The organism is Pseudomonas sp. MM211 (genome assembly GCF_020386635.1).
Lineage (GTDB): Bacteria > Pseudomonadota > Gammaproteobacteria > Pseudomonadales > Pseudomonadaceae > Aquipseudomonas.
In genome coordinates this window covers 1,585,231-1,597,387 of the sequence record NZ_CP081942.1, presented here as the reverse complement: position 1 = coordinate 1,597,387, position 12,157 = coordinate 1,585,231, and the positions used below count along the sequence as shown (strand labels likewise).

The 12,157-nt window shown below is 54.8% G+C and carries 12 protein-coding genes; 9 read left to right on the top strand and 3 right to left on the bottom strand.

The window, feature by feature from the left end:
* Positions 1 to 3 precede the first annotated feature (3 nt).
* From K5Q02_RS07190 to K5Q02_RS07160, 7 genes are all read left to right on the top strand, one after another.
* Positions 4 to 513 carry a CbrC family protein gene (locus K5Q02_RS07190; protein ID WP_225837808.1) on the top strand — a complete coding sequence of 170 codons (510 nt, stop codon included), beginning with the start codon at positions 4 to 6 and terminating at the stop codon, positions 511 to 513.
* Positions 514 to 2,133: 1,620 nt separating this feature from the next.
* Positions 2,134 to 2,589, top strand: coding sequence for a DUF695 domain-containing protein (locus K5Q02_RS07185; RefSeq protein ID WP_225837806.1), 456 nt, complete (start codon positions 2,134 to 2,136; stop codon positions 2,587 to 2,589).
* Positions 2,590 to 2,767: 178 nt separating this feature from the next.
* Positions 2,768 to 3,175: a hypothetical protein gene (locus K5Q02_RS07180; protein WP_225837804.1), complete on the top strand. Its 408-nt coding sequence runs from the start codon at positions 2,768 to 2,770 to the stop codon at positions 3,173 to 3,175.
* Positions 3,176 to 3,255: 80 nt separating this feature from the next.
* Positions 3,256 to 3,573 (top strand): hypothetical protein, encoded by a 318-nt coding sequence (locus K5Q02_RS07175; protein WP_225837795.1) that lies wholly within the window; start codon positions 3,256 to 3,258, stop codon positions 3,571 to 3,573.
* A gap of 409 nt (positions 3,574 to 3,982) precedes the next feature.
* Positions 3,983 to 4,465: a hypothetical protein gene (locus K5Q02_RS07170; protein ID WP_225837793.1), complete on the top strand. Its 483-nt coding sequence runs from the start codon at positions 3,983 to 3,985 to the stop codon at positions 4,463 to 4,465.
* A gap of 439 nt (positions 4,466 to 4,904) precedes the next feature.
* A complete protein-coding gene (locus K5Q02_RS07165; RefSeq protein WP_225837791.1) occupies positions 4,905 to 5,171 on the top strand; it encodes a hypothetical protein in 267 nt (88 codons plus the stop codon).
* A 486-nt stretch (positions 5,172 to 5,657) separates the two neighbouring features.
* Positions 5,658 to 6,122, top strand: coding sequence for a hypothetical protein (locus tag K5Q02_RS07160; protein ID WP_225837790.1), 465 nt, complete (start codon positions 5,658 to 5,660; stop codon positions 6,120 to 6,122).
* Positions 6,123 to 6,289: 167 nt separating this feature from the next.
* Here K5Q02_RS07160 and K5Q02_RS07155 read toward each other — a convergent pair whose 3' ends face one another.
* Together K5Q02_RS07155 and K5Q02_RS07150 are read right to left on the bottom strand one after the other, a co-directional pair.
* On the bottom strand, positions 6,290 to 6,607 hold the full coding sequence (locus tag K5Q02_RS07155; protein WP_225837788.1) for a CcdB family protein: 318 nt from the start codon (positions 6,605 to 6,607) through the stop codon (positions 6,290 to 6,292).
* The gene (locus K5Q02_RS07150) at positions 6,607 to 6,852 is read right to left on the bottom strand and encodes a type II toxin-antitoxin system CcdA family antitoxin (RefSeq protein WP_225837786.1); all 246 of its coding nucleotides are present in this window, start codon (positions 6,850 to 6,852) and stop codon (positions 6,607 to 6,609) included. The genes K5Q02_RS07155 and K5Q02_RS07150 overlap by 1 nt, the downstream gene beginning before the upstream one ends.
* Before the next feature lie 178 nt (positions 6,853 to 7,030).
* Between K5Q02_RS07150 and K5Q02_RS07145 the strand changes: the two genes are divergently transcribed.
* A complete protein-coding gene (locus K5Q02_RS07145; RefSeq protein WP_225837784.1) occupies positions 7,031 to 9,229 on the top strand; it encodes an OsmC domain/YcaO domain-containing protein in 2,199 nt (732 codons plus the stop codon).
* 260 nt (positions 9,230 to 9,489) lie between these two features.
* On the opposite strand, the gene K5Q02_RS07140 is transcribed toward K5Q02_RS07145, so the two are convergent.
* The gene (locus tag K5Q02_RS07140) at positions 9,490 to 10,953 is read right to left on the bottom strand and encodes an alpha/beta hydrolase (protein ID WP_225837782.1); all 1,464 of its coding nucleotides are present in this window, start codon (positions 10,951 to 10,953) and stop codon (positions 9,490 to 9,492) included.
* A 221-nt stretch (positions 10,954 to 11,174) separates the two neighbouring features.
* Here K5Q02_RS07140 and K5Q02_RS07135 point away from each other — a divergent pair, with 221 nt between their 5' ends.
* Positions 11,175 to 12,152, top strand: a complete 978-nt coding sequence (locus tag K5Q02_RS07135) for a sulfite exporter TauE/SafE family protein (protein ID WP_225837780.1) — start codon at positions 11,175 to 11,177, stop codon at positions 12,150 to 12,152.
* Positions 12,153 to 12,157: the final 5 nt, after the last annotated feature.

Here is a 12,157-nt window from a genome sequence, read left to right as displayed (position 1 = left end):
CTAATGCTCTTTCCCTACTTTCGAGACCCTGACAACTTCGCCTATCGCCTCGCCGAGGCGGTGCCCTGCTCGTTGTGCAGTGCGTCTGGACTGTGGTTCTCGGCCGGAGGCTTCTACGGCCGCGAGACGATCGACTGCATCTGCGACACCTGCCTGGCTTCCGGCAAACTCAAGGCGCTGGGTATCGAAACCAATGACGCCATGGAAGGTTCGCAGGAAGAGATAGACATCATCGTCTACGCCACACCGGCACTACCGACCTGGCAAGACCGTGTCTGGCCGCGGATCGACGGCCGGTTCTGCGTCTTCGAGCGCTTCGCTTCCCGGGAAGACTTCATCGACAAGGCCGAATTCATGGCATCCTTCGGCGATCGCTATCCAGGCTCCGACCTGGACTGGCTCTGGGAAATTCTCCCAGCAAAGCGCCTGACTCATCACCGCCAAGGCGGCGACGTAACTGTCTACCTGTTCACGAGCAACGGCGCCAAGCACTGCACTTGGGACGCCAACTGACAGCTACGTAGGGCGTATTAGCCGAAGGCGTAATCCGCGAGCGTGCCTGCACGTACCGTCCCGCAACGCAACGTGCAGCATACTGCTCGGCAAGCACTTGCCGTTTGTCAGGCAACCTCTTATCGTCAAAACCCTCTGCGGGTGGATGCCCGCACGCGTAAACCATTGCCAAAAGGAACTTGCAGTGCACCTCGCCTATCTTCGTACCTCCGTCCCGACATCGCCGCCTGCATCGCCGGGCAGAAATGCTGTGCAGAACACAAGTCGCGCGAATACGCGGGGCACTGCGTATTCACGTGTCAACTCATTGTTTTCTATGGAAATCCAGCCTGCATCGTTAATGAGGCAGGGGAGTTATGCGGAATTCCGCCATAACGCACTAATGAAGAACTCCATCTAATCACTGTTAGGCAACCAAATGCAGCGAGAGTACGACAGAAGGATATGTAATAGATGCGGGAAACTAATTACTGCATATTGTCCTGCGGTTGAAACATTCTCACTGCTGAGTAAATTCAATATTTCAAGCAAAGAAACTACGCTGGAGAAAATCATTGAAATTGAGGGAGTTGATCGAAGCATCCTCACGGAGTACGCGGATCATCGTATGTACTCTAAGTGCCAACTAAAAATCGCTTATTGCCCATTCTGCAATGGTCAACTCCGAACGTGGCGTGCCAAACAGTGTATGCACTGCCTCAAGAACTGGAGAACATCAGATGAGTAGCGGAACGCCTAACAAGTGGTTTAAATCGTTCGCTACGCTCACTGGGAGGGCGTGCCGCCGCCCCTTAACCAAACGTTAGAGGCGTCAATTGATAACTCAGTACCTGACAGACTACGGATACGACGCGGCGCTACTTATTTTCTTTATCGCAGGGATATCATTATTCGCAGCCAGATACATAATCCCTGGCGTCATAGTGTTCTTAAGCGCATCAGCAATGATAACGCTAAGAGTAATGCACAAAATATCATTCAACGAACAAATGATTTCATATGTAAAGAACGAGGATGGTCAAGTGATTTCGGCCAATTTTGAGATGACACTCTGGCAGAGCACTTCGTTATGGGTTGATCCAATCTGCTTTATATTTATTTCTCTCAGCATCCTCCTGCTATCCAATCAAAGAATTCATAAAAACAAACAAAATATGAGCCTGCCAGGTTAATGGGTGCGCTTCTAACAACTGGTTCAAGCCACTCGCTTCGCTCGTTCGGACCGCGTTCCGCGGCCCCTTAACCAAACGTTAGAAACGGTTATTCGTTTTGGTGGTTTTATATGCACGGAAGCATTAAATCAGTTCATCAGCCAAACCTTTGCGCAGCTACAAGCATTAGGCATCGGCGCACCAGTCAGCTGAATGTCCGCAGCGTTCTGCAGTGGCCTTACCGGCCCATCGCCGGAGCAAGCCTCGTTGACCGCCTCACCTTTCTTTATCTGCCAACGCCCGCACGTTCGTTGCCCACCCTTTCGGTTCGGCTTGAGGTACATTTGGCGTCGCCTGCACATTCAATGCTCGATTTACCACTGCGTCTAACTAGTGGTTCAAGTCGCTCGCTCCGCTCGCTGGGACGGGCTAAAGCCCGCCCCTTAACCAAACGTTATACGAGTAAATAATGAGAGAAATAACTTTAGAAATCCCGGAAGAGAAACCTGAGCTATTTAAGTTCACGCAGAACAATTTGCCCGGTATAGTCTATGCAAATTCCGCTCTAAAAAAGTGTGAGCTAAAGGAAGTATTTGTTTGGCATTTATCAATAGTCATAAATCTAAAAGATCTTATTGAAAATGGCATGCCGTCCATTGAAGAGCGTGAAATAGTTGACCCATTTGGTGAAGAGCTTGAGCGGCGTATTTGTGGTAATACCGAAAAGCCCAATGCATTATTTCTTGCTCGTGTCACCTGGAATGCAACACGCGAAATCCTATTTAGAGTCTATGACCCTGAAGTGGCAAATGAATACTTGCAAGAAGTTGTATCAAGCCAAAGCTATCCGAGAGAGTTCGACTATCGAATGGAAGAGGACTATGAATGGGAAAAAACAAAATTTTATTTGGGTGATTATCAGTAGTAAAATCGTAGGCGTATAACAAGTCGCTCAAGCACTGCACACTACGTGTGCTGGACAGTTTTCAAGCCGCGCTTTTGTGGTTTGCTACGCAAAAGGCTTCCACAAAATCACAACTTAAAAACTGCCGCTTAGCTCGGCGTTAGGCGCTATGAACATACTGCTCTGTGAATCAAGATTCATGATCCTTGCTAACCGCATCGGGGCAGTATCTATGGCGGAGTTGACCGCATGGGCAGATGAGAAAGTACTTAGCACAGATGAACCGCCCAGCTTTATTATTGATCTTGCGCTAGGTGAGATACCAGTTAGTCCAAAAGAACTAGACTTTACTCGTAACGAAGCAAGCGAAGTTGAGATATCCCGGCTGGCGAGGCTGATTTTTGAAACACTAAACAGAACAGCTGATCTCAATGAATTCGGGTTTCATTGTTATCAATTGGCGTTAATTTCAAAAGGTCGTGCTTGTGAGCTACTACACTGGGCATCAGATGAAATATACCTATGCAGCGAAGGGGTTAAGTCATTTTCGGAGTCAGAGCCATTAATCAGAGGCGCGCTCAATGAAATCGTGGCAACTAGCGCCTAACTCGTGGTTCAAACCGTTCGCTTTGCTCACTGGGACGGGCTAAAGCCCGCCCCTTAACCAAACGTTAGGTGTAAATCTGAATGAGGTTGTCTCAAGCGCTACCTGGATTATTCAAAGAAATAGAATTGGGATTAAAAGAAATTGGAGAAAATGAATTAGCATCTTCATTGATAGATTTGGAAATCGTCGGGAGATGTACCTGCAGCGATGATAATTGCGGCACGTTCTATACGTTAAAAAGATCAACATGGCAGGACAAACCATTAAAGCATGTAATCCCTCAAGTCGATGGCTTATATACAATTGATGTTTTCAAAGGCCAATTGGCATGTGTCGAAATCTTCAATCGTACCGATGTCGCTAGTAAAATTAACGGGCTATTTCCACTCAACACCTAACAAGTGGTTCAAATCGTTCGCTTCGCTCACTGGGACGGGCTAAAGCCCGCCCCTTAGCTTAATCGTTAGAGGCATGCATGACGACACTGCGCATCGAGTCGTGGTCAGCGGAGCTAGGTTGGGTTGAGGAATCCCACTGGTCGCTGGAGTCTTTCGTATATCGGCTTGGACTTTGTACAAATCTCAAAGGCACTGAATTAAAGCGCGCAGCACGGAATATCAGAAAGAAAGAGGTTTTAGAAATAAAAATAATTAGCGCCGAGTCCGCTAACGCGCTAATACTTACGCTTGAGTCAATAGGGGTAAAAATCTCGGTCTCCGAGTAACGCCTCTAACAAGTGGTTAAAACCGTTCGCTGCGCTCACTGGGACGGGCTAAAGCCCGCCCCTTAGCTTATCGTTAGGATATTATGAAAAAATACATTTTTATTCGAACTTTAGTACTTGGCCCTTTATTTAGCGCCACGATATTCGTACTTATAGGTTTATTGTCACATTACTTCTCAGGTTCAAAACCCGGCCTAGGTACATCTGAGGTACTCGGAACCTTACTTATCACTATAATAGCTGCATACCTAATGGTATTTATTCCATCATTTGGTTTCCTGCCGGGTATAATTCCATTAGCGGCATATTCATTGCTGCTAACATATTTCACAGGTAGAGTTTTTTGTTTTCTGTCAAAATACAACGTAACCACCAGGACGAAGATAGTTGCAATAATAGTTCTCAGCATACTCATTGGCATTGTTATTTATGGCGGATTTTATTTATTAGCATTAGCATCTGGAAAGTCAGGGAGATTTGAATTTATATGGATAGTAGTAGTGCCGACATCTGCCATATTTGGTGCTTGGGCAGGCTTGACCTATGCGCGCAAACTCCCTAACTAGTGGTTCAAATCGTTCGCTTTGCTCACTGGGACGTGATAGAGCCCGCCCCTTAACCAAACGTTAGGTAACACAGGGAATACCGTAGTGAACTCTAACCTTGTAGTCATGTATTTAAATTTTGGGGCAGCCTTCGCGGCCTTAGCTGCAGCATATCTGTGGCACAAATCAGCTACAGTCAAGGTTCCGCACAAAGACGAACCTGATGCGAGCGGTATGTACCCTGCCGCCATAATTACTGACGACAATACGGACTTCATTGGTACGGTTTCGGTTCAATCAGTTTGGAGTAGGCGTGGGGCTTATGCAGCAGCAATAGCTGCAGCACTACAAGGTGTTGCACTTCTGATACAAAGCGTTGCCGCCTAACAAATGGTTCAAGTCGTTCGCTTCGCTCACTCGGACCGGCTAAAGCCGGCCCCTTAACCAAACGTTAGGTGCCATGGAAAGTTCTCAGAAAGCCTCGACCAAGAATATGGCAGTTCTGTGCAGCCTAGCTGAGCTGCCTGATGGCTCATTGCGAGTGACACTAGATGATGTCGCTAAAGGTAAGCAGCTGAACACTTGGGAGCACCAAAACCTGTTCACTTTCAAGGACTACCCGCCGGAAACTCTTGCTGAGCTAAATTCGTTTCCTGAGGAAGAGCTAGCAAGCTTTGGCTATTACATCCTTGCCCGTCTCATGGCAAGCAATAGCTATGGCACCTAACAATGCGCTCAAAGCGCTCACTTCGTTCGCTGGGGCCGCGTTCCGCGGCCCCTTAGCTTAATCGTTAGGCACTCTATGAAAACCAAGGACTGGATCAAGTTCTTTGACCTCTGCAACCAAGTGCTCGGAGAGGGAGACTATTCTCTTTACCACTCCAAGAACTGGTGCTCCTGGACTACATTCAAACGAGTAACTAGTGATGCCCTTTACTGGGCAAGAGGCCTTCCCAAAGTAGGTGAGTACGGCGAGCATGGTGTTAACGATGGAGGAAACTGGGGGCAACCATTCCCCTACACATCAATCGCACATCTAATAATCCCTCGTCGCTTCGAGTTCTGCGATATGTATCAAGGGCAGTTCGTTCATAAGCAAACAGAGCAAAATCAATAGGGTCAAATCAATAGGGTCAGAGTCGTTGATTGCGCCCCCCAGAATCAATCACTCTGCCCCTACCGATTGTTGACCACAACTCAATCAGGAGCCCTTATGCCCTCACGCGCCCTCAAACTCTTCGCCGACTACCACCAGTTCTATCTGCAGGATGAAGCGGCCGAAGGTGATCTCTCCCAGTGTTGGGGCACTGAAGCCGTCGAGCGGATGCTCGCGGTAGCCGATGGTGTGGTGGGCGTCGGCACGCTGCGCAATATGGAGGTTTCGGTGACGCTCGAACTACTCGACGCGGAACCAACCGCCGATCCGGCGGGCTTCGATCATATTGCCGAGGCCTCGCTCGTAGTTCGCAGTGGTACGCTGGTGATCGCCGGCTGCACGGACTATTTCCCGGATGCGGCGCGCTTCGCTCTGGCGGCAGGGAACTACAGGGTGCGGCTGTCGATTTCCGGCTTCGATACGCTGTCCGAAGATGGCCTCGATGGAGAGGATCACTACCTTGTGCAGCTGTGGCAGGCGCCGTTGATCGAGCCGGTGGTACTCAAGCAGGGTGAGTTCTAGCTCCATCGTCTAGCAGGTACGAGTGTCCGAACGCGGTAAGACGGAAAATAACTCGTAGATGGATCGGGACGCGCAGCCTAGCCAAAGGCGTAATCCGTCGTTTACCGCGAACCGCTTTGTCGAATTACGCCTGCGGCTAATACGCCCTACACCTCGGACAAGGCTGCTCAAATACCGGTAATGAGCAGATCAAGCGCCGCGATGATTTCATCACGCTGCGCCGCTAAATCCGCAACCTTGGCACCCAGCTGCTTTTTGGCAATACCGGCCATTTGCGGCGTCATCATCACGTAGGGCTCACCCTCAATATCAAACCGCGGGGTGAGGGTTCTCAGCATTTTCCCCTGCATGGCGCTGGCTGTATACAGCGGCACGACAACCCGCGTACCGAGCTCCGCGAGCAGGTCGCTCTGTACATTGAGCAGCAAGGGCACGGCGGCCTTGGTGGCAGGATTGGTGTTTTCGTAAACGGCAAACTGCGCCATCAGAAGCTCCGCAATTCGTCACTGAACACGCCATTTGACTCTACATGCTCATTGTATGCAGTGATGGCCTGTCGGTTGTCTGCCAACCATTGCTCACGCTGCTTTTCCTTTAGCGCCTGGGCCAATGCCTTCTCCAGAGTGGCAGAGAGGTTGATGTCGAGAGACTTGGCCTTGTTGAGCAGATCCTCGTTCACACGAAGGTTGGCGGCTCGTTTCGGGGCGTTCAGATCGTACGAAGACAGCATGAGAATTTCCTTGCCAAGTAATGCGCACAATTTATGCGCATAAAAGATCTTGGTAAAGCGGCTTTCCGATGCATTCAGCCAACAGGCCACCACTCAGCCGCCAACCCGCCGCGCACAAGACTTCCTGGCGAAAACCCGGATAATGCCGGCCATTCGTTTTACTCGCTGGTGCCCGCGCATGGAAATCAAGGTCAATTTTCTCGACAACCTTCGACTTGAAGCCAAGTTCGATGACTTCACGGTGATCGCCGATCAGCCCATCCGCTACAAGGGCGATGGCTCGGCGCCGGGGCCGTTCGACTACTTCCTGGCTTCGTCGGCCTTGTGTGCGGCCTACTTCGTCAAGCTGTACTGCCAGACGCGGGACATCCCCACCGAGAACATTCGCCTGTCGCAGAACAACATCGTCGACCCAGAGAACCGCTACGCGCAGATATTCAAGATCCAGGTCGAGCTGCCTGCCGATATTTCCGACAAGGATCGCTTAGGGATTCTGCGTTCCATCGATCGCTGCACGGTCAAAAAGGTGGTGCAGCAGGGCCCCGAATTCATCATCGAGGAAGTCGACAACCTAGACGCCGATGCCCAGGCGCTGTTGATGCCGGTGTCCGATACCACCACCTACATTGCGGGCAAGGATCTGCCGCTGGAGCAGACCATCGCCAACATGTCGGGCATCCTCGCCGACCTGGGGATGAAGATCGAGATCGCCTCCTGGCGCAACATCGTGCCCAACGTCTGGTCGTTGCACATTCGCGACGCGCAGTCGCCGATGTGCTTCACCAACGGCAAGGGCTCGACCAAGGAAAGCGCCCTGGCCTCGGCGCTGGGCGAGTTCATCGAACGGCTGAACTGCAACTTCTTCTATAACGACCAGTTCTGGGGCGAGGACATCGCCAATGCCGAGTTCGTCCATTACCCCAACGAGCGCTGGTTCAAGCCGGGCCCGAAGGATGCGCTGCCCGAAGAGATCCTCGACGCGCATTGCCTGGCCACCTACAACCCGGATGGCGAGCTGCGCGGCTCGCACCTGTACGACACCAACTCGGGCAACACGCTGCGCGGCATCTGCTCGCTGCCCTTCGTGCGCCAGAGCGATGGCGAGACGGTGTATTTCCCGTCCAACCTGATCGAGAACCTGTACCTCTCGAACGGTATGAGCGCCGGCAACACGATGGCCGAAGCGCAGGTGCAGTGCTTGTCGGAGATTTTCGAGCGGGCGGTGAAACGCGAGATCCTCGAAGGCGAGCTGTGCCTGCCGGATGTGCCGCAGGACGTGCTGGCCAAATACCCGGGCATCGTCGCCGGCATCCAGGGCCTGGAAGAACAAGGCTTCCCGGTGCTGGTGAAGGACGCTTCCCTGGGTGGTGAATTTCCGGTGATGTGCGTCACCCTGATGAACCCGCGCACCGGCGGGGTGTTCGCCTCCTTCGGCGCGCACCCCAGCCTGGAGGTGGCGGTGGAGCGCAGCCTCACCGAACTGCTGCAAGGCCGCAGCTTCGAGGGCCTCAACGACCTGCCGCAGCCGACGTTCGACAGCCTGGCACTGACCGAGCCGAACAACTTCGTCGAGCACTTCATCGACTCCAGCGGCGTGGTGTCCTGGCGCTTCTTCGGCGCCAAGGCCGACTTCGAATTCGTCGAGTGGGATTTCTCCGGGCAAGGCGCCGACTCCAACGAGCAGGAAGCCGCCACCCTGTTCGGCATTCTCGAAGACCTCGGCAAGGAGGTGTACGTAGCGACCTACGACGACCTCGGCGCCAACGCCTGCCGCATCCTGGTGCCGGGTTATTCGGAGATCTATCCGGTCGAAGACCTGATCTGGGACAACACCAACAAGGCGCTGCTGTTCCGCAAGGACATCCTCAACCTGCATGCCCTGAGCGACCGCGAACTCAAGTCGCTGCTGCGCAACCTGAACAACACCGAGGTCGACGACTACACCGATATCAGCACATTGATCGGCATCGAATTCGACGACAACACGGTGTGGGGCCAACTGACCATTCTCGAGCTGAAGCTGATGATCCACCTGGCGCTGAAGAAATACGACGATGCCAAAGAGCTGGTCGAGGCCTTCCTGCAATACAACGACAACACCGTCGAGCGCGGGCTGTTCTATCAGGCGGTAAACGCGGTGCTGGAAATCCAGTTGGAGGACGATCTCGAGCTGAGCAACTTCGAACACAACCTGCGGCGCATGTTCGGCGGCGAGCGCATGGACGCGGCAATCGGCTCAGTGGACGGCAGCGTGCGCTTCCATGGCCTGACGCCGACCAGCATGAAGCTCGAAGGCCTCGACCGGCATCTGCGCCTGATCGACAGCTACAAGAAGCTGCATGCGGCGAGAGCCAATGCAATGGTTTCAGCCAGCTGACAGCGCCCCAAAAGCAGTGAAACGCCACCACTGCAGAATCGTCGACCTCGGCGCGCTGCGATGGCGGTCATTTCGCAAGTACGCGCCATGGCCGCTATTCGCCGGCAAGCCGGCTCCTACATGGTCGGGTGCGTCACCAACTCCGTAGGAGCCCGCTTGCGGGCGATGCAATGATGGTCATTGCGTAAGTACGCGCCACGGCCGTCATTCGCCGCAGGGTCGCGGCTTACAGGGCCCGCCACCCGCATGGGCGATACGAACTACTGCCTAGTCGTCTCGAACCCGGCATGCTCAGCCAGCCGCTCGACCATATAGGGATAGAACGGATTGGACGTCACTCGCTGTAGCGCCTCCATGCTGACCAGCAGCACGCCCCGCTCACCACGCACGGACAACGCGCCGAGGTGCACGCCGTAATCCTCCGGTTCGTCAGGCTGCAACCCGTACAACGAATCGCTCAGCGGAAATGGCAAGGCGACGTGGGACAGCGAGAACACCTCGCGGGGAAATGCCAGGCCGAGTGGTGTCACCTGTTCCTCAGTGGCACCGGCTTCGATGATACGGGCGGCAGCATCCAGCGTCTGCGACGAGGTATTGCCGATCAGCGTGGTGCGGTAATGACGGGGCGTGGCTGGCAGCAGGTCGGTGGGTGATTTGGCGTGAGTACCCAGCAACGGCCCGAAGTCGACGAATCGATTGAGGTCGAACAGCACCAGCTCGCTCCCATTGGCGGGCAACTGCGCGTACAGGGCGTTGACCACCGCGGGCGTGCTGACCGTGTAATCGACCAACGACTGGAACGTCAGCAGCGGCGGCAGATCCTGCAACGCACCGCGTTGACTCAACGTGGCGATCTGCTCCTGCAGCGCCGAGGTGAACAGATACGACTGCCGCGCGGCGTTGAGGGCGAAGGAGTTGTACTTGAACGGGTTGTACTCGGGCAGCACATCCAGCCAGGCGGCCTTGGCGAAAGCCGGGAATATGGCTGGCAGCCCCGCCAGCCCGGCGAAGCGGGCATAACCGGCCACGCCGATCATCGGCGAGATCAGGGTCAGGCGATCCGGCCGCGCCAGCTCATCATTGCCGAGGGCATCGAGTGCGTACTTGAGGGCCAGACCACCGCCTGCCGAATAGCCGACCAGGTGTAGCGGATCACCGGCACTGGTCAGGCGCCTGGCCTCGCGAACGGCCAAGCGCGTGGCAGCCAGCCAGTCCTGCCAGGTCACGTCGGTGAGCGCGCCGGGCGTGGTGCCATGCCCCGGCAGACGCAGGCCGACGACGATGAAGCCAGCATCGCGATATAGCTTGGCGATGTGGCGCAGGCTGTAGGGTGAATCGGTCAGCCCGTGAAGCATCACGGCAGCGCCTTTCGGCTCGCCATCGGGCTCCAGGACGTAGGATCGGTTCCAGTCCCATTCGAAGCGCGAGGCGTTCAGCGGGCTGTCAGCGAAATAGCGGTTGTCCGGCACGCGCTCGGCATCGTCGAGGCGTTGGTAGACCCTGTCAGGCAGGGAGGCGAACAGCGCCTGTTCGGCCAGCAGGTAATCCTGCCAACTGGCGGAGTCCAGTTCATCGACACTCAGCTCGTGAGGCACGAAGGTATGCCAGGGACTGAGGTCAGGCTTGCTCTGGGCGTCGTAAATCCGCAGGGCGAAGAAGGTCATGGCAGTCACGGCAACTACCAGCCCGGTCAGGCGCACCCACTTTTTCACCACCGCCTTCATGCCTCAACTCCCAACCGCAAACGATCCATGATAACCCTCACCGCACGCGAACGCTGGTGCGCAGTCTTGGTATAGCCGACTGGTGAACATTTGCTTATCTATTAAACCGAATAGGCATATAGACCTTTCCAAAGGTTCTTAGACCTCCAGGAAAAAGCCGTTTATCGTCGCGCCGCTTCAACTCGCCTGTTCTACCACCCGCTGTCAGGCCTTTACACCGCATGAAAATTCGCAATCTCGATCTCAGCAACAGCCCGGTCAACGACGAACATCAGGCGCTGGGATTGCCCCCTCTGGAAGACCACGTCTCCCACCCGGACAACCATCCGATCCTGCGCGCCGCCATGTGGTTCGCCATCCTCACCCTGGCTGGCCTGCTGCTGTTCCTCGCCTGGCGCCTGTTCTTCGGCAACCACGAAAGCACCGGCTTGGAGATCATTGAAGATGCCCTGACCAGCCGCGCCTTCTGGAGCGCCGTGGCAGTCGGCTTCTTCGCTCAGGTCATCGACGGTGCTCTGGGCATGGCCTATGGCATCACTGCCACGACCTTCCTGCTCAGCACCGGCGCCACGCCGGCTGCAGCCAGCGCCAGCGTGCACATCGCCGAAGTGTTCACCACCGGGTTATCGGGGATTTCCCACGCCAAGCTGGGCAACGTCAACAAGGCGCTTTTTCTGCGCCTGCTGCTGCCGGGCATGATCGGTGCGATTCTCGGCGCGGTGCTGATCACCACCTTCGACGGCGACGTGATGAAGCCCTTCATCTCGGCCTACCTGCTGCTGATGGGCCTGTACATCCTGCACAAAGCCTATCGCCACGTGCGACTGGTGAAGAAGGAGCCCAAGCACGTCGGCAAGCTGGCGCTGTTCGGTGGTTTCGTCGACGCCGCTGGCGGTGGTGGCTGGGGCCCGGTGGTCACCAGCAGCCTGCTCGGCTCGGGCAGCGACCCGCGTACCACCATCGGCTCGGTCAACTTCGCCGAATTCTTCCTGACCATCACCAGCGCCACCTCCTTCATCCTGCTGGCGGGTCAGCCGGATACCTGGCTGATGGTCGCCGGGCTGGTATTCGGCGGCATGTTCGCTGCGCCACTGGCGGCACTGCTGTGCAAGAAACTCTCTGCACGCACGCTGCTGACCATCGTTGGCTGCCTGATTACCTGTATCAGTGCCTACAACATCTACGCCAGCCTGACTTGAGAACG

Coding starts and splice junctions, on each gene's coding strand:
- K5Q02_RS07190 (WP_225837808.1), top strand. CDS start 4: ATGCTCTTTCCCTACTTTCGAGACCCTGACAACTTCGCCTATCGCCTC.
- K5Q02_RS07185 (WP_225837806.1), top strand. CDS start 2,134: ATGAGAGAAATAACTTTAGAAATCCCGGAAGAGAAACCTGAGCTATTT.
- K5Q02_RS07180 (WP_225837804.1), top strand. CDS start 2,768: ATGATCCTTGCTAACCGCATCGGGGCAGTATCTATGGCGGAGTTGACC.
- K5Q02_RS07175 (WP_225837795.1), top strand. CDS start 3,256: ATGAGGTTGTCTCAAGCGCTACCTGGATTATTCAAAGAAATAGAATTG.
- K5Q02_RS07170 (WP_225837793.1), top strand. CDS start 3,983: ATGAAAAAATACATTTTTATTCGAACTTTAGTACTTGGCCCTTTATTT.
- K5Q02_RS07165 (WP_225837791.1), top strand. CDS start 4,905: ATGGAAAGTTCTCAGAAAGCCTCGACCAAGAATATGGCAGTTCTGTGC.
- K5Q02_RS07160 (WP_225837790.1), top strand. CDS start 5,658: ATGCCCTCACGCGCCCTCAAACTCTTCGCCGACTACCACCAGTTCTAT.
- K5Q02_RS07155 (WP_225837788.1), bottom strand. CDS start 6,607: ATGGCGCAGTTTGCCGTTTACGAAAACACCAATCCTGCCACCAAGGCC.
- K5Q02_RS07150 (WP_225837786.1), bottom strand. CDS start 6,852: ATGCTGTCTTCGTACGATCTGAACGCCCCGAAACGAGCCGCCAACCTT.
- K5Q02_RS07145 (WP_225837784.1), top strand. CDS start 7,031: ATGGAAATCAAGGTCAATTTTCTCGACAACCTTCGACTTGAAGCCAAG.
- K5Q02_RS07140 (WP_225837782.1), bottom strand. CDS start 10,953: ATGAAGGCGGTGGTGAAAAAGTGGGTGCGCCTGACCGGGCTGGTAGTT.
- K5Q02_RS07135 (WP_225837780.1), top strand. CDS start 11,175: ATGAAAATTCGCAATCTCGATCTCAGCAACAGCCCGGTCAACGACGAA.